General features: G+C 60.6%; 18 protein-coding genes. 6 read left to right on the top strand and 12 right to left on the bottom strand.

The window, feature by feature from the left end:
- Positions 1–2: 2 nt before the first annotated feature.
- The 7 genes from I5S59_RS02030 to I5S59_RS02000 form a co-directional block, all read right to left on the bottom strand.
- Positions 3–398 (bottom strand): DUF6971 family protein, encoded by a 396-nt coding sequence (locus I5S59_RS02030; protein ID WP_197875163.1) that lies wholly within the window; start codon positions 396–398, stop codon positions 3–5.
- 283 nt (positions 399–681) lie between these two features.
- The gene (locus tag I5S59_RS02025) at positions 682–1,014 is read right to left on the bottom strand and encodes a hypothetical protein (protein ID WP_197875162.1); all 333 of its coding nucleotides are present in this window, start codon (positions 1,012–1,014) and stop codon (positions 682–684) included.
- 155 nt (positions 1,015–1,169) lie between these two features.
- Positions 1,170–1,796 carry a hypothetical protein gene (locus I5S59_RS02020; protein ID WP_197875161.1) on the bottom strand — a complete coding sequence of 209 codons (627 nt, stop codon included), beginning with the start codon at positions 1,794–1,796 and terminating at the stop codon, positions 1,170–1,172.
- A gap of 162 nt (positions 1,797–1,958) precedes the next feature.
- Positions 1,959–2,153 carry a Bro-N domain-containing protein gene (locus I5S59_RS02015; RefSeq protein WP_332262049.1) on the bottom strand — a complete coding sequence of 65 codons (195 nt, stop codon included), beginning with the start codon at positions 2,151–2,153 and terminating at the stop codon, positions 1,959–1,961.
- 20 nt (positions 2,154–2,173) lie between these two features.
- Positions 2,174–2,371 carry a hypothetical protein gene (locus I5S59_RS02010; protein ID WP_197875159.1) on the bottom strand — a complete coding sequence of 66 codons (198 nt, stop codon included), beginning with the start codon at positions 2,369–2,371 and terminating at the stop codon, positions 2,174–2,176.
- 71 nt (positions 2,372–2,442) lie between these two features.
- Positions 2,443–2,727 (bottom strand): hypothetical protein, encoded by a 285-nt coding sequence (locus I5S59_RS02005; protein WP_197875158.1) that lies wholly within the window; start codon positions 2,725–2,727, stop codon positions 2,443–2,445.
- A gap of 72 nt (positions 2,728–2,799) precedes the next feature.
- A complete protein-coding gene (locus I5S59_RS02000) occupies positions 2,800–4,257 on the bottom strand; it encodes a tyrosine-type recombinase/integrase (RefSeq protein ID WP_232239517.1) in 1,458 nt (485 codons plus the stop codon).
- 264 nt (positions 4,258–4,521) lie between these two features.
- Here I5S59_RS02000 and I5S59_RS01995 point away from each other — a divergent pair, with 264 nt between their 5' ends.
- The 4 genes from I5S59_RS01995 (at position 4,522) to I5S59_RS01980 (ending at position 7,660) form a co-directional block, all read left to right on the top strand.
- Positions 4,522–5,232, top strand: coding sequence for a histidine phosphatase family protein (locus I5S59_RS01995; protein ID WP_197875157.1), 711 nt, complete (start codon positions 4,522–4,524; stop codon positions 5,230–5,232).
- Positions 5,233–5,288: 56 nt separating this feature from the next.
- Positions 5,289–5,606 carry an SCP2 sterol-binding domain-containing protein gene (locus I5S59_RS01990; protein WP_128325558.1) on the top strand — a complete coding sequence of 106 codons (318 nt, stop codon included), beginning with the start codon at positions 5,289–5,291 and terminating at the stop codon, positions 5,604–5,606.
- A gap of 196 nt (positions 5,607–5,802) precedes the next feature.
- Positions 5,803–6,870, top strand: coding sequence for a phosphotransferase family protein (locus I5S59_RS01985; RefSeq protein WP_197875156.1), 1,068 nt, complete (start codon positions 5,803–5,805; stop codon positions 6,868–6,870).
- A gap of 22 nt (positions 6,871–6,892) precedes the next feature.
- The gene (locus I5S59_RS01980) at positions 6,893–7,660 is read left to right on the top strand and encodes an SDR family oxidoreductase (protein WP_197875155.1); all 768 of its coding nucleotides are present in this window, start codon (positions 6,893–6,895) and stop codon (positions 7,658–7,660) included.
- 106 nt (positions 7,661–7,766) lie between these two features.
- Here the strand turns inward: I5S59_RS01980 and I5S59_RS01975 are convergent, their stop codons facing one another.
- Positions 7,767–8,033: a DUF2790 domain-containing protein gene (locus I5S59_RS01975; protein ID WP_197875154.1), complete on the bottom strand. Its 267-nt coding sequence runs from the start codon at positions 8,031–8,033 to the stop codon at positions 7,767–7,769.
- A 222-nt stretch (positions 8,034–8,255) separates the two neighbouring features.
- On the opposite strand from I5S59_RS01975, the gene I5S59_RS01970 reads away from it, so the two are divergent.
- A complete protein-coding gene (locus I5S59_RS01970) occupies positions 8,256–8,996 on the top strand; it encodes a response regulator (protein WP_197875153.1) in 741 nt (246 codons plus the stop codon).
- Positions 8,993–10,321 (top strand): sensor histidine kinase, encoded by a 1,329-nt coding sequence (locus I5S59_RS01965; protein ID WP_197875152.1) that lies wholly within the window; start codon positions 8,993–8,995, stop codon positions 10,319–10,321. Before I5S59_RS01970 ends, I5S59_RS01965 begins: the two co-directional genes overlap by 4 nt.
- 5 nt (positions 10,322–10,326) lie before the next feature.
- Here I5S59_RS01965 and I5S59_RS01960 read toward each other — a convergent pair whose 3' ends face one another.
- From I5S59_RS01960 to I5S59_RS01945, 4 genes are all read right to left on the bottom strand, one after another.
- On the bottom strand, positions 10,327–11,046 hold the full coding sequence (locus I5S59_RS01960; RefSeq protein WP_197875151.1) for an SDR family NAD(P)-dependent oxidoreductase: 720 nt from the start codon (positions 11,044–11,046) through the stop codon (positions 10,327–10,329).
- A gap of 211 nt (positions 11,047–11,257) precedes the next feature.
- Positions 11,258–12,157 (bottom strand): LysR family transcriptional regulator, encoded by a 900-nt coding sequence (locus I5S59_RS01955; protein ID WP_197875150.1) that lies wholly within the window; start codon positions 12,155–12,157, stop codon positions 11,258–11,260.
- Positions 12,158–12,201: 44 nt separating this feature from the next.
- Positions 12,202–14,229, bottom strand: coding sequence for a pyridoxamine 5'-phosphate oxidase family protein (locus tag I5S59_RS01950; protein WP_197875149.1), 2,028 nt, complete (start codon positions 14,227–14,229; stop codon positions 12,202–12,204).
- 18 nt (positions 14,230–14,247) lie between these two features.
- Positions 14,248–14,877 carry a glutathione S-transferase family protein gene (locus tag I5S59_RS01945; protein ID WP_197875148.1) on the bottom strand — a complete coding sequence of 210 codons (630 nt, stop codon included), beginning with the start codon at positions 14,875–14,877 and terminating at the stop codon, positions 14,248–14,250.
- Between the last annotated feature and the right edge of the window lie 27 nt (positions 14,878–14,904).

The raw sequence follows: 14,904 nt of genomic DNA, 5'->3' as shown, positions 1-14,904 counted from the left end.
CATTACCAGCCAGAGTTACGAGAGGCAGCACGGACACGCTCGCCGTGTTCACGAATGGCAGCCGCTCGGGCTTCCTTGTCGGCCTTCGCTTGGGCCAGCTCACGGGGCGTAGCTTCACGGAGTCGCTCAGCGTGGGCATTGGCCTCAGCTTGTTGACGGAGACGCTCACGGGCCTTCTCTGCCTTGTCTATGGCGTACTCTCGGGCGACCTCGGGAATCGCAGCGAGCGACAGGCCAGCCTCATCGAAGGCCTTAACGATCTCGAATTGACGCCCCCGGACGGTGCCGCATTGAGCGATCAGTACGGGCAGCATGATGGCCTCGACGTACTCACGGCTCAGGGTCTGGCCCGACACAGTGACTTCGTTCTTCAGGACTTTGGTGATGGTGATTTGCATGGTGTTTGGTCTCCTGTGAGGTGACCCATTCGCTCAGCCTTGGCGCCATAGACGCGCACGACAAGACGGCAAGGAGGGAGCCGCGTGGGCATCTTCCAAGGCTGACGAATAGGTTCTTGATTGGGTGGTGTGGCTGATGCTGGATCAGGACATGGCAAGCCTGAAGGGCATCGAAAGGACAACCGTGGCGACGGTCGTTGTGAGCTAATGGAGAATCTTTTTTTTCTGGTGAGATGTCCCTGTAGCCATAGTGAGGGTTTTTAACGACACCTTGACGGGCATCTCAAAGCCTGAGCGAGATTTGCTCAGTTCCCGCCATGGGGATCTTCAAGGGCGTCGTAGCGACAGCTTGGAGGCAGACCCCACAATCAATCAGAAGGGACACGCTGTCAGCAGTCCTCGGGGAGCACTTAAATGCTACCTCTTTGAGCATGGCGTCCTTGTCGATGGAGACCAATCCACGAGCGTAGGTCCTCCAAGGTGCCTTTTGGTCATTGAGGACACTGCGCAGGGCGATCAATTGAGACCGGGTTGGTTTGGGAAAGGTGACTGAGAGGAACTCAAGGTTGTCTTGGGTGAGCGTAGAGATGGCTGGGTAGGACAAGATGGTGGACATGGATGGTCTCCTTTGTGTTGGTCTTTAAGGTTCCTTTTCGAGGAGGGGTTGTAATTAACAATTACCCCTCTCCCTCTGGGTCTGGTCGATGAGCTGAACGATCCGGTGTCGATGAGCTGAATGGTCGTCTGAAAGTTTTTCTATATTATCCGACGTTAAGCCTGAGAGACCCAGAATAGAGCCTCCGCTTCAATAGTGGCATCCAGTTCTGCCTTCAGCTTGGGATGTCTCTCGACATACGATGCGATCCCATGGGCAGCATGTCGGGCAGCCTTGGCGATGCGCTGGGCAGTGCGCAAGGTGTACTCACTGGTCTGGCAGGCTTCCGCTGAGATTTCCGAAAGGAACAGCGCTCCGATTACGGCACGAGCCTTGACGTTGATCTTCCCGTTACTGGTCCCGGCACTGGTGCAGATTGAACCGTGGATGATGTCGGCCACCCATGGCAGCGGATCGGGGATCACAAGGAACGGCATAAAGGCAACCGCTGGGTTCTTGAAGATCGTCTTAGGTCGGCCACGGCCTTGCTTGATTGGCTCAGGTTCGCTTGAAGTGGGTAGATCCCCCACCTTCACCAGACCAGCTTGGGCGGTGATGTAGTCGGTGGTCAGGTCCTCAGCTCGGCGCTGGTCAGCCCATGCCTGATACTCGGCTTCTGGATTCTTGCGACGGGTCATTGACCTACGAGCGATGACCTCGCCCGTGATCGGGTCAACGTGGAGGATGTGCCCGGTCTCGTGATCGACGTGGCGGTGTGGCAGGTTGGCGGGGATGCTGGTCATTGGAATGGTCCTCGTGTGGTGGGTTAACCACAGTGAGGGTTTTTGCGACAGTATCAGGAATGACCAGAACAGCTTATAAAGTCACGATCTACAGCGCGCTCCTACGCTCAATCTCCAAGGCCAGGACCCAGCGAGTCGCTCAGATTTCTCATAGGAACGCGATCAGGTACGCAGTACCGCTGGGTTGCTGGAGTCCTCAGCGTTGTACTTGCCGGTCTTACGGATGGTCGGAAGGACTTCCTCGGTGACCCACTTGCGGAACGGCTCAGAGCGTGGCGAGTGTCCCCGTAGGAGCATCTGGTAGACATCCGACTCGGACATGACCCAAGTGTCGCGCCACCGTGGATAAGGGAGCACCTCGATACACTGGGCCTCAGTCAATAGGGAAAATTCTCCCCATTAGCCAGATCACGCATTTGGAGGCCCACCTTATTGGCAGCCCGATTGGCAGCCCTAATGAACGCCTTTGCGGTGCCCCGGCCATCCTTCATGCCAGCGGCGTTTGCCACTTGGGTCGCCACCAACAGCAGTTCATGCTCAGGGTGGCCCATGAGGACATCCAGCTCGATGCCCATGAAATTGCGCGTATTACATTAAGGCTTTCATGGTCTCCCGAAAGAACGGAAGACCTGAGATGGATTCTTGACTAATGACCAACTGGGTAAATCAGCCAATCCTCGTCCTGCACTGGCACCTTGAAGCTCCTTTTCACCTCGTAGAATGTACCGTCCACGGTCACACCCTCTGCTCCGAACCACCCTTTAAACTCAGGTGTTTTGATAGAGAATGTACCGGCTTTTAATAGATATGCCTGTGAGCCGTCCGCACCTGTGATTAGGTCAGCAGCCGGGAACTCTAATGAATACTCCGTATCCTCAAAAGAGACGACCTCTCCACCTGACAACGTTATCTGAACAAGATTCTCGCCCATGATGCTCTCCTGCAATTGAATGACCATCGATTAAAGCAGACCTCTCGTGGACAGAGAAGGCATTCATAACACCTACGCAAAAGCCTTTATCAGAGCCTTAGCCATTAAGCCGACCTCAACGCCCCTTCCTGCCCCATAGCGGTCATACGTGATCGACCCAGAGCTATGCCCGGTAATCGCATCGGACACCTCAACGGATACCGCCGCTGCCTTCAAGGACCCCGAAAGGTGATGTCGCAACGAATGGAATGACAGCCCTGTCTTGGTCTCGGTGCCCAGCACGTCACGGATCAACAGGTTCAACATCTGTTCAAAGCCACTCTGTGACATCTTGAACAGCTTCCCGTTGGCAGCCTCAGCGAACTCCTTGAGCGCCTCTAAGTCCAGCCCAAAGGCCGACACTAAGGGCACCTTGCGAATGCTGAATTTGTTCTTGAGGGTCTTCCCGTCATTGGTGTTTATGTCCATGACCAACTGCCCATCAACTTCAAAGATGTCCTTCGAGGTCAACTGGTAGATCTCCCCGATACGCGGCCCAGTGACGACCCCAAGGCTCAGCGCCCAGCGCTTCCAATCGGTCGCAGGAAGCTTGTTGGCGTGCTCCATGAGCTGTGCTACCTGAGCCGGTGAGAACTCCTTACGCTGGCTCTCAGCGCCTTTACGGATCTGAAGCTTGTCTACGAATGCCTTGTTGATGTGGGCATTGGCCTCAGCCCATTTAGCGATAGTGGAGAGATGAATCAGGATCTTGTTCACCGTGGATACCTGTCTACCCTCCTTCAGGTTCTCCCTCAAGGCCAGCATGTCCGTCCGTGTATGAGTCGTCATATCCAAGTCACCGAGCAGCCCGCTGATGGTCCTGATAGATGCCATCAGGTTCTTCTTGGTCGAGCCTTCGAGGTCGTCCTTGCGTTCCTCCATGTAAAGGTCAGCGAGATGCTGGAAGATGGTGGCGTTGGCGGGACCTTGAGGAGCCTTTGAGGCTGGTAAAACAGATAGAGACACAGGCACGTCAGTAGCATGCTTCATTTCCTCAAGTATCTCCACGATGCCCATGAGGTCGCCCTCTACCCTCCCCTCAGCAGCGGTCATTATCTTGGTCCCCAGCATCACGGCCTTGGCCTGATCGACACTCAACGGCATCGTAGCGGCAATCTCAGCGAGGTCGAGTCGAAGGTCAGCGTAAACACCTCCGATGCCACCATAAGCCGGGGAGCCACTGATAGGGTCGAAGCGATCCCACACAGAGCCAGTTGCTAAGATGCCCTCTGCGATCTCCTTGAGGCGCTCCCGAAGATCCTCCCAAGTCGCCTCAGGGTTATCGAGATGGAACGTTCTCAGCGTGGTCAGCAGGTGATTAGCGGTGGTCACAGCGGTTTGCCTATGGGTCGTCTTGAGGGAGAGCGTATAGGTGGCTTTGGAGCCCAGCGGGCGTATGCGGAGGGTGTAGCGGCCTTGCCTGCGGTAGACCCATGGCGTGGCAAGTTCTAACAAGGTTCTAACATTGGTTCGCTTGGCAGTGGTGATCATGTGTGGTCCAGCCCTTGTACCGCGTGGCTTTGACCTTTGTGGCGCCCCTGTCTGCAAGAAACTCCACAGTAACTCCTTAACATGCCGGCGCCCGAACGGCGCAAACCGATAGTCAAGCATACCGACGCCGCCGTGCCCCTGCCAGCGTAGGAAATGTTCGGCAATGCAGTTCAAACGCTCTTTTCAAACGCTTGTATGTTTTTTCGTTGACAGCCCGCTGGAGGCACCCTAACCTCGGCCTCATTCTTACCGCAGGCGCACAACGTGGGCAGCATCTACCTGATTCGACATGGCCAGGCCTCATTCGGTGCAGACGACTACGACGTCCTCTCGCCCGTGGGCATCCGCCAGAGTGAAGCGCTCGGTGAACACCTGGCGCACGTGGGTATACGCTTGGTCCGCTGCGTCGCCGGCGACCTGCGCCGTCAGCAGGACACCGCGCGCCTCGCCCTGGCGGCCATGCAGCGCACAGGCTGCGCCGTGCCGCAGGTTGATACCGACAACGCCTTCAACGAACTCGACGCCGATGCGGTAATCCGCACCCTGTTGCCCGGCCTGCTGGCAGACGAACCCGAAGCCCGGCACATCCTGCGTAACGGTGCGCAGCATCGCAGCGAATTTCAACGCCTGTTCGCACTGATGATCCAGCGCTGGCATGACGGCGAGTACGACTGTGATGACATCGAGTCCTGGGCTACCTTTGTCGAACGTGTCAACGGCGGGCTGCAGCGCGTGCTTGCGCAGGCCGCCAGCGGCGACAACGTCGCCATCTTTACCTCGGGCGGGACCATCACCGCCCTGCTCCACCTGGTTACCCGTATCACTGCCAGCCAGGCGTTCGCGCTGAACTGGCAGATCATCAACACCTCGCTCAGCCAGCTGAAGTACCGTGGCCGCGAGGTGACCCTGGCTTCCTTCAACAGTCAGGCCCATGTGCAGCTGTTGAGGGCGCCGGAGCTCATCACCTACCGATGAACACCGGCTCGTTGTGACCCTGCAGGTCACGCCAATCACTTAATAAGGAACACACCATGAGCGATGTAGCAAAAGCCGTCGAAGCGATGAAATCCAAGTTCAACCCTGCCGCTGCTGCCGGTCTGGATCTGGTGTTCGGTTTCAACATCACTGACGAAGACAAGCACTACGCCCTGATCGTCAAGGATGGCACCTGTGAAATCCAGGAAGGCGAAAACGCCGACGCCAACTGCACCCTGGTGCTGGACAGCGAAACCCTCAAAGGTATCGTCAGCGGCGAAACCGACGGCATGCAGGCCTTCATGGGCGGCAAGCTGCGCGTTGAAGGCGACATGATGCTGTCGATGAAGCTGAGCGAGCTGTTCCCGGCCTGAGCCCTGCGCTGATGCCAAGCAAAACCGAAGCCCGCAACGGCTTCGGTTTTTTTTCGCCCGGTGGTTTTGCAGCGGCCATCAGGGACGTTGATCGACCGGCAACACGCTAGCCTATAAAGCGCTTTGCGGCTTGTTCGGCGCCACGACCAGAATTAGATTAGCCAATAATCTCTGGCTTCAAAAATAAGGGAAAAGCATGACGCTCACCGATCAGTCCACCCAGGTCCGCCCCGGCGAAGAGCTCGATGCCGCCGTCATCGACCCTTATCTGAAAGCGCACATTGCCGGCCTGAGCGGCCTGCCGCGCATCAGTCAGTTCCCCGGTGGCGCCTCCAACCTGACCTACCTGGTGCAGTACCCGGAACGTGAGTTCGTCCTGCGCCGTCCGCCCTTCGGCCACAAAGCCAAATCGGCCCACGACATGGGTCGCGAATTTCGTATCCTCAACCAGCTCAACAGCGGCTTCCCGTATTGCCCCAAGGCCTACGTGCACTGCACCGATGAAACGCTGATTGGCGGCGAGTTCTACGTGATGGACCGGGTCAAAGGCATCATCCTGCGCTCCGACCTGCCGCCAGAGCTGGGGCTGGATGCGGTACGCACCGAAGCGCTGTGCAAAAGCTTCATCGATCGCATGGTCGAACTGCACCAGGTGGATTACAACGCCTGCGGCCTGGGCGACCTGGGCAAGCCTGAGGGCTACGTGCAGCGCCAGATCGAAGGCTGGAGCAGCCGCTATGAAAAGGCCCTGACCCCGGATGCACCACGCTGGGAAAAAGTCATCGCCTGGCTGCGTGAAAAGATGCCGGCCGATCATCCCAAGCCGGCCATCGTCCACAACGACTACCGCTTCGACAACGTCATCCTCGATGCCGACAACCCGATGCGCATCATCGGCGTGCTCGACTGGGAGATGACCACGATCGGCGATCCGCTGATGGACCTGGGCAACACCCTGGCCTACTGGATCGAAGCCAACGACCCGGCGCCGGTGCAGCTGATGCGGCGCCAGCCCAGCAACGCACCGGGCATGCTCACCCGCCAGCAATTCGTGGACTACTACGCCGAGCGCGCAGGCATCACCATTGATAACTACGACTTCTACTACACCTACGGCCTGTTCCGCCTGGCCGGTATCGTTCAGCAGATCTACTACCGCTTCTTCCATGGCCAGACCCAGGACAAGCGCTTCGCCCAGTTCATTCACATGAACACGCTGCTGGAGCACATGAGCCTGCAGGTCATTGCCAAGTCCAGCCTCTGACGACTACAACAAGGAAAAGACGATGTCCAAGACCCAACTGTTCGACCTCGACGGCAAGATCGCGTTTGTTTCCGGCGCCAGCCGCGGCATCGGCGAGGCCATTGCCCACCTGCTGGCCCAACAGGGCGCGCATGTGATTGTCTCGAGCCGCAAACTCGAAGGCTGCCAGCAAGTCGCCGACGCCATCGTCGCGGCCGGCGGAAAAGCAACCGCCATTGCCTGCCATATCGGTGAAATGGAGCAGATCAACGCTGCTTTCGCGGCCATACGCGAACAGTTTGGTCGCCTGGACATCCTGGTCAACAACGCGGCCACCAACCCACAGTTCTGCAACGTCCTGGACACCGACCTCGGCGCGTTTCAAAAAACAGTCGATGTGAACATCCGCGGGTATTTCTTCATGTCGGTCGAAGCCGGCAAGCTGATGCGCGAGAACGGCGGTGGCAGCATCATCAACGTCGCGTCGATCAATGGTGTTTCACCCGGAGTGTTCCAGGGCATCTACTCGGTGACCAAGGCAGCGGTCATCAACATGACCAAAGTCTTCGCCAAGGAATGCGCGCCGTTCGGCATCCGCTGCAACGCCCTGCTGCCAGGCCTGACCGACACCAAATTCGCCTCGGCGCTGGTCAAGAACGACGCCATCCTCAACACTGCACTGCAGCAGATCCCGCTAAAGCGTGTCGCCGACCCGAAAGAAATGGCCGGTGCCGTGCTGTACCTGGCCAGTGACGCGTCGAGCTACACCACTGGTGTGGCCCTGAATGTGGATGGCGGTTTCCTGTCCTGATCAAACGCCGGCACCCAGGAGCAAGCCCGCGCCATTCGGCTCGGGCATTGCCCCAACCGATCCCGTTAAGTGCCTACGGCCATCAGCGACGCACTGCTGAGGACACTCAACCGCCATCATGGCAAGCACCGGTGGCATAGTTTTCGTATTGCACACTATGGGGCTGCCCCTTCGAGTCCAGGTAGTCCATTTCTGCGACCACCACGCCGCAGGCGGTGGCGTTGTGGTCGTGGATGGCCACGACTTTCTTCACATCCAGATGCTGCCCGTAATGGTAATCCTGTATCGGTGCGATGCTGTCGGCATAGGCGCCCAGGGTGCCAAGGCCGAACATCGCAACCAGGCCTATGCGGGCCAGGGTCTTGAAGGTCATAACAGTCTCCCGGGTGAAGGTTCCACCCTCTGCCGGTGAGGAAGCGCCCTCTCCGTTGAGACCTATTTGATCCGCGGCAGGTATCGGCGATGTGTCTGGAAGTCACCGCTTTGCCTCAGCAGGTATCTATCGCCACAGCAGATACACTGCAATACAAACCCCGGGGCGCAAGCACTACCGGGCTCGGTACACTCGGGCCACGCACTGGAACAGGAGCCGGGCATGGATCATGTCGATCATGTATTGATAGTCGATGACGACCGCGAAATCAGAGAGCTGGTCGGCAACTACCTGAAGAAAAATGGCCTGCGCACCTCGATCGTCGCCGATGGCCGGCAAATGCGCGCGTTTCTGGAGACTAACGCGGTCGATCTGATCGTGCTGGACATCATGATGCCCGGCGACGACGGCCTGTTGCTGTGTCGCGAGCTGCGTGCGGGCAAGCACAAGGCGACGCCCGTGCTGATGTTGACCGCCCGCCATGACGAGACCGACCGCATCATCGGCCTGGAAATGGGCGCCGACGACTACCTGAGCAAACCCTTCTCCGCCCGCGAGCTGCTCGCTCGCATCAATGCCGTGCTACGCCGCACGCGGATGCTGCCACCCAACCTGAACATCAGCGAAAGCAACCGCCTGATCGGTTTTGGTCACTGGCGCCTGGACACCACGGCCCGGCACCTGCTCGACGCCGACAATACGCTGGTCGCCCTGAGCGGTGCCGAATACCGCTTGCTGCGCGTGTTTCTCGACCACCCCCAGCGGGTGCTGAGCCGCGAGCAACTGCTCAACCTGACCCAGGGCCGCGAGGCGGACATCTTCGACCGCTCGATCGACCTGCTGGTCAGTCGCCTGCGCCAGCGCCTGCAGGACGACGCCCGGGAACCGGCCTGCATCAAGACCGTGCGCAGTGAAGGCTATGTGTTCTCGCTGCCGGTGCACCTGGTCGAGCCCTCGTCATGAAGCTGCAGCTACGCTGGCCGCACACGCTGGCTGCGCGCCTGGCACTGATTTTCTTCACCGGGCTGGTACTGGCCTACGGACTTTCGTTCAGCTTCCAGTTCTACGAACGCTACGTCAGTTCGCGCTCGATGATGCTGGTCAACCTGCAGCAGGACGTTTCCACGACGGTCGCCATCCTCAACCGCTTGCCCGCCGACGAACGTGCCGCCTGGCTGACTCGGCTGGAGCGGCGTACCCACCGCTACCGGCTTGATGAAGGCACAGCGGGCCAGCCGATGTCGTTGAGCGAGGCGCCGATGGCCGCCCAAGCCATTTACAACGTCATCGGTCATCAGTATCCACTGACTTACCAGATCATTCCCGGGCCGAGCCTGCATTTCCAGGTGCACCTGCGCCTGAGCGACGGCATGCCGCTGACGGTGGATGTCACGCCAGCACCCATTCCGCTCTCAGCCTGGCTGCCTGCGGTGTTGCTGGTGCAACTGGCAGTGTTGCTGCTGTGTACCTGGCTTGCAGTCAAGACCGCGATCGGCCCGTTGACCCGCCTGGCCCGCGCCGTCGACAGCCTGGACCCCAATGTGCCGGGCCCGCGGCTGGAGGAAAGCGGCCCGCGCGAGGTCCTCTACGCGGCCTTGGCCTTCAACTCCCTGCAGGCGCGCATTGCCGCTTACCTCAAAGAGCGCATGCAACTGCTGGCAGCCATCTCCCACGACCTGCAAACGCCGATCACGCGCATGAAACTTCGGGTCGAGGTGATGGACAACTCTCATGAGAAAGACAAGCTCTGGAGCGATCTTGAGGCCATGGAACACCTGGTGCGCGAGGGCGTGGCCTATGCGCGCAGCATCGACGGCAGCACCGAAGCCAGCTGCCGGATCAATCTCGATGCCTTTCTCGATAGCCTGGTGCTCGACTACCAGGACAGCGGTCAGCAGGTGACACTCGGCAGCACCTCCGCCGCGTTGATCAACACCCGCCCGCATGCCTTGCGCCGGGTGCTGGTGAACCTGATCGACAACGCACTGAAGTTCGCCGACAGCGCCCAGCTGGAGGTTGCCTCGGGCAAAGACCACAGCACCTTGATCCGGGTTATGGACAACGGCCCCGGCATCCCTGCCGCCGAGCTCAATGAAGTGCTCAAGCCGTTCTACCGTGTCGAAGGCTCGCGTAACCGCACCACCGGCGGCACCGGCCTGGGCCTGGCCATCGCCCATCAGCTGACCCAGGCCATCGGCGGCACGTTGACACTGAGCAATCGCGACGGCGGTGGCTTATGTGCGCAGATCGAGCTGCCTGCGCACCTGACCGCCACAGCCAGTGCCTGAAGGCCTCAGAAGCGCTCATCACCTATCGCTGGCAAGGTCAGCTCGCTGACATAGCTGGCCGACGACAGGCTCAATGCCATGCGCACCACCTGAACCACGTCATGCACCGGAATCAATTGCCCTTCACCGTGCTGCTCGGCGATGTCCCGCGGGGTGGACAACGGATCGTCGGTATTCAGGTAGCCCAGGTTCAGGCAGGTCACGCCCAGGTTCTGTTGCCGGTAGCCTTCGCGCAAGGCATCGGCGATACCTCGCAGGGCGAATTTGGAGGCACCGAAGGTCACTTCCGGCCGGCCGCTTCGGGGCAGGCCCGAGGTGGATCCGGTGAGGATGATCCGCGGCCGCTCGCTCTTTAACAGCAGTGGCAGCAGGCGCTTGATCAGCAACAAGGGTGCGCTGACATTGCAACTGATCATGGCCTGGATGTGTGCATCATCGTCACCGAGAAAGTCATAGGCCGGGGTGAATGCCCGGGTTTCCCAGATGCCCAGGTTGTAGATCAGTGTATCCAGCGCCTGGCCGTCCAGGGCGTGCTGCAGGTGGGGTACGGCCTCTTCGGGCCTGGTCAGGTCAGCTTCGATCCACTGCAGCGCAACACCCGGTAGTGTCACAAGCCCTTGCGGCCTGCTGCGTGATACGCCGATCAGCGTATCGCCGGCCTCGCCCAATCCTTCGATCAACGCCTTGCCCAGCCCTTTGCTGGCCCCCACCACCATGGTTTTCATCGCCTGTCTCCTGACGTGGCTCGCTATGGAGCGCTTATGCCAGCAGAACGAAGAAGCCTTGGCAAAAGGCGACTGTATCCGGATGTGTACCTGTAGGAGCGAAGCTTGCTCGCGAAGAACGATGACACGGTACAGCCGACACACCGCAGCGTCTTTTTCGCGGGCAAGTCGGAACGCCGCCCGCTCGCGCCTACAGGAACTCGATGTAGGATCAGGCCAGGTGCACCTGCCCGCGCAAATGCTCGGCCAGCATGTCGATGAAGGTGCGCACCTTGGTCGAGCCATACTTGCTCTCCCGATGCAGGATATGAATCGGCCACGGCGCTTCCTCGTACTCGGCCAAAATCACCTGCAAGCGCCCGGCCGCCAGTTCATCGGCCACCTGATACGACAGCAGCCGTGCGATCCCGAGACCGGCGCAGGCCGCTGCGATGGCCGCATCGTTGCCGGTCACGGTCAGGCGCGGTTTCATGCGGACCTGGGTCGGGGCATCGATGGCGCCAAAGCGCCAGTCGGTGCGCGGTGACAACGTCCCGGTAGCGATAACCTGATGGCGTTGCAACTCGCTGGGATGACGCGGTGTGCCATAGCGCTCAAGGTACTCGGGCGCGGCACACAGCAACCGCCGCATCCGGCCCACGCGCAGCGCCTTGAGGCCGGAGTCGGGCAGCTCACCGATACGCACGGCGACATCCATGCCCTCCTCGACCAGGTTTACCACGCGGTCGAGAAAGTAGGCCGCCACGTCGACCTCGGGGTACTGCTGCAGGTAACGGACGATGCAAGGCATGACAAACTTCTTGCCGAACAGGATCGGCGCGGTCACCGCCAGGTCGCCCTTGGGCGCAGCATTGATGCCGGCGGCAGCTTCGTTGGCCTCGATGATGCTGGCAAGGATGTGCCGGGTGTCTTCCAGGTAGCGGCCACCCGCTTCGGTCAGGCGCACGTTGCGGGTGGTACGCAATAAAAGTATGACCCCGAGCTGCTCCTCCAGGGCGCTGACAGCGCGGGTCACCGCCGCCGGTGATATGCCCAGGCGACGCGCGGCGGCGGCAAAGCTTTCCAGCTCGCCAACGGCCACGAACACTTTCATCAGGTGGATCTGGTCCATGTCGTGCCCCACGTTGTCGTCGGGCGATTATTCCAGTGCTCGCGCTAGAGCTCCAGCACCAATGGCTGCACACCCTCTTGCGCCTGGGCCGGTACGGCGCAGCAGATCAGCACGCTGCCCGGCTCCGGCAGCTCGGCGGGCGGGTTCGGGTAATGCACCTGGCCGCTGACCAGTTTCGTTTTGCAGGTACCGCAGGAACCGCCACGGCAACTGAAGTCCGGGGACAGGCCACGACTTTCCGCAAGGTCCAGCAACGAGCCACTGTCGGGTGTCCAGCGCGACTCTTTGGCGGAGCTGGCGAAGTACACCGGCACCGGCTCGGTGGCAGCCGGGGGTTGCTGCAGCGTGGGCTGGTTGTCGTCGGTGTGGCGGCGCAAAGTCGAGGGACCAAACGCTTCGGCATGGACACGCGCGTCGGGCACATGCACGCCACGCAGGCCCTCATACAATTCCTGGGTGAAACTGCCCGGGCCGCAGAGGTAGTAGTCATAGTCGTCCAGCGCCAACGTGGCTTTGATCTGGGCGATGCCAAGGCGACCGGCGAACTCATAGTCGCGTCCCTGAACTGCATGTGCCTCGGGTTGACTGAGCGCGCGATGCAGGCGCAGGCGGCCAGCAGCCTGCTCCCGGAGCGCTGCAAGTTCCTGCTGGAACGGCAGGTCGGCCAGCGTACGCCCGCCGTGGAACAGCTCGATGCGCCTTGCCCGCCCACTGGCCAGTTCCTCGCGCAGCATGGCGATCAGCGGCGTAATGCCAACGCCTGCGCCGATCAGAACAAGGGGCCGCTCGCTTCGTTGATCGAGGGTGAAGCTGCCCATGGGCAGGCGCACCTGCAGCCGTTCACCGACCTGTACAGTCGCGTGAAGATGCCGTGAGGCCGGCCCTTGCGCTTTGACGCTGATGCGCAGATAGCCGTCGGAGGGCGCACTGGAAAGGCTGTAGGTACGGATCAGCGGTGCCTTGCCCTGCAGTTGCACCTGCACAGGAATGTGCTGGCCCGGGGCGAACGGCACCGCCGAGTCATGCTCAGGCTGCAGGTAGAACGAGCGGATATCACGGCTCTCCTGCTCGATGCGTACCACCCGCCAATCCAGCCACTGACGCTGCCTTTCGCGCTGTTGCAGGCGCTGTTCGGCCTCGGCCCAGGTGCCGGTCATCAGGCTGGTCGGCGCGTACTCATGAAAAGCCCAACGCAGCGATACGGCAGCCGGGCGCATTACCACCTGCTCGACCTCAAGCGTCCAGATCCGTTCGGCACCTTCAAAGGCATTGATCAACGGGCTGTCAAGGATCACCTCGGCCCTGCCGCACAGTTGCAGCACGTTGCCGGTGGTGAAGTCGACGAACAGCAGCCCGGCGACCGGGTTGAGCAGCAGGTTGCCGAGGGTGTTGAAATGCAGGTTGCCAGCGTAGTCGGGAATGGTCAGGCGGTTACCTTCAACCCTGACGAAGCCCGGTCGCCCACCACGATGGGAGACGTCCACCGAGCGTTGGCCGTTGTCATGCTCGATGTAGCTGGCAACGAAAAACGTGTCAGCCTGTTCGATCATGGCTTTGGCGCCGGCATCCAGCACCGTTGAATCCAGGCGCCCACCCGCGGGTTCCACGACACGGCTGTACTCGCGCAACTGGATGTACTGCGGGCAATTGCCAAACGACTGCTCGACCGCCACCTCCAGCTGACCGGCTGTGGCCTTATGGATCAGGCCATTGAGGCGGTTACGCCGGCGGCTGTGCAACTCGATTCCGAGCAAGCCGATGGCGCCACCGCTGGTCAGACCCGGCGTGGCCGGGTCGTCGTCGCGCAAATCGGTACCAATGCGCAGCAACTGCGGATCCGGCGAGCTGACGAAACCTTCCGGACCTTCAAGCAGCGTTGCCCAGGGTTTGCCGTCGGCATCGACGGCACCGGCGACGATAAACGGCAACTGCTGGTAAAACGCGCGATGCTGGTCAGGCATGTAGTCGCGGATCACTTTACGCCCGAACACCTCCATGCGTTCTGCAACACCGACCTGCTCCTGCAGCCGTACTTCACCTGCGTGCCAGGGGGATCCCGTGTGTTCGTGCATGGCGGCATTCCTCGAGAGTCAGGCTGTGGTTTGCAGGCCGATCACCGTGCGCGGCATCGGCACGAAGCCGGGCAGCGCCTCGATCCGGGCAAGCCAGGCACGCACATTGGGGTACGGTTCCAGCGAAACGTTGCCCTCGGGGGCGTGGGCGATGTAGGAGTAATTGGCGATATCGGCGATGGTCGCCTGGTTGCCGGTCAGGAACGGCGCCTTGGCCAGCTCGGCGTCCACTACCTGCAACAAGGCGTGGGCGCGGCCAATGACCTCATCGGTGTTGAACGAGGCACCGAACACCGTCACCAAACGTGCTGCGGCCGGGCCGAAAGCCAGCGGGCCGGCGGCCACCGACAGCCAGCGTTGTACGCGGGCGGCCCCCAGCGGATCCTCTGGCAACCAGCGCTCACCACCGTAGGCCTTGGCCAGATAGACCAGGATCGCGTTGGAATCGGCGATAACGGTCCCGTTGTCATCGATCACCGGCACCTGGCCGAACGGGTTGATGGCGAGGAACCCGGGCTGCTTGTGCTCGCCCTTGGCCAGGTCGACGAAGACCAGCTCGGTGGGCAGGTCGAGCAACGCCAGCATCAGCTCGATGCGATGGGCATGGCCGGATTTAGGGAAATTGTAGAGTTTGATCGGGCTTGGCATGTTCTGAGCTCCGGGTCAGCGCCGGGA

Origin of the sequence: Pseudomonas alkylphenolica (assembly GCF_016009175.1) — a bacterium.
Classification (GTDB): Bacteria; Pseudomonadota; Gammaproteobacteria; order Pseudomonadales; family Pseudomonadaceae; genus Aquipseudomonas; species Aquipseudomonas alkylphenolica_B.
This window is presented reverse-complemented; position numbering and strand designations above follow the sequence as displayed.

What these genes read in the sequence shown, in the direction of transcription:
- I5S59_RS02030 (WP_197875163.1), bottom strand. Translation starts at nt 398, where the DNA reads ATGCAAATCACCATCACCAAAGTCCTGAAGAACGAAGTCACTGTGTCG.
- I5S59_RS02025 (WP_197875162.1), bottom strand. Translation starts at nt 1,014, where the DNA reads ATGTCCACCATCTTGTCCTACCCAGCCATCTCTACGCTCACCCAAGAC.
- I5S59_RS02020 (WP_197875161.1), bottom strand. Translation starts at nt 1,796, where the DNA reads ATGACCAGCATCCCCGCCAACCTGCCACACCGCCACGTCGATCACGAG.
- I5S59_RS02010 (WP_197875159.1), bottom strand. Translation starts at nt 2,371, where the DNA reads ATGGGCATCGAGCTGGATGTCCTCATGGGCCACCCTGAGCATGAACTG.
- I5S59_RS02005 (WP_197875158.1), bottom strand. Translation starts at nt 2,727, where the DNA reads ATGGGCGAGAATCTTGTTCAGATAACGTTGTCAGGTGGAGAGGTCGTC.
- I5S59_RS02000 (WP_232239517.1), bottom strand. Translation starts at nt 4,257, where the DNA reads ATGATCACCACTGCCAAGCGAACCAATGTTAGAACCTTGTTAGAACTT.
- I5S59_RS01990 (WP_128325558.1), top strand. Translation starts at nt 5,289, where the DNA reads ATGAGCGATGTAGCAAAAGCCGTCGAAGCGATGAAATCCAAGTTCAAC.
- I5S59_RS01985 (WP_197875156.1), top strand. Translation starts at nt 5,803, where the DNA reads ATGACGCTCACCGATCAGTCCACCCAGGTCCGCCCCGGCGAAGAGCTC.
- I5S59_RS01980 (WP_197875155.1), top strand. Translation starts at nt 6,893, where the DNA reads ATGTCCAAGACCCAACTGTTCGACCTCGACGGCAAGATCGCGTTTGTT.
- I5S59_RS01975 (WP_197875154.1), bottom strand. Translation starts at nt 8,033, where the DNA reads ATGACCTTCAAGACCCTGGCCCGCATAGGCCTGGTTGCGATGTTCGGC.
- I5S59_RS01970 (WP_197875153.1), top strand. Translation starts at nt 8,256, where the DNA reads ATGGATCATGTCGATCATGTATTGATAGTCGATGACGACCGCGAAATC.
- I5S59_RS01965 (WP_197875152.1), top strand. Translation starts at nt 8,993, where the DNA reads ATGAAGCTGCAGCTACGCTGGCCGCACACGCTGGCTGCGCGCCTGGCA.
- I5S59_RS01960 (WP_197875151.1), bottom strand. Translation starts at nt 11,046, where the DNA reads ATGAAAACCATGGTGGTGGGGGCCAGCAAAGGGCTGGGCAAGGCGTTG.
- I5S59_RS01955 (WP_197875150.1), bottom strand. Translation starts at nt 12,157, where the DNA reads ATGGACCAGATCCACCTGATGAAAGTGTTCGTGGCCGTTGGCGAGCTG.
- I5S59_RS01950 (WP_197875149.1), bottom strand. Translation starts at nt 14,229, where the DNA reads ATGCACGAACACACGGGATCCCCCTGGCACGCAGGTGAAGTACGGCTG.
- I5S59_RS01945 (WP_197875148.1), bottom strand. Translation starts at nt 14,877, where the DNA reads ATGCCAAGCCCGATCAAACTCTACAATTTCCCTAAATCCGGCCATGCC.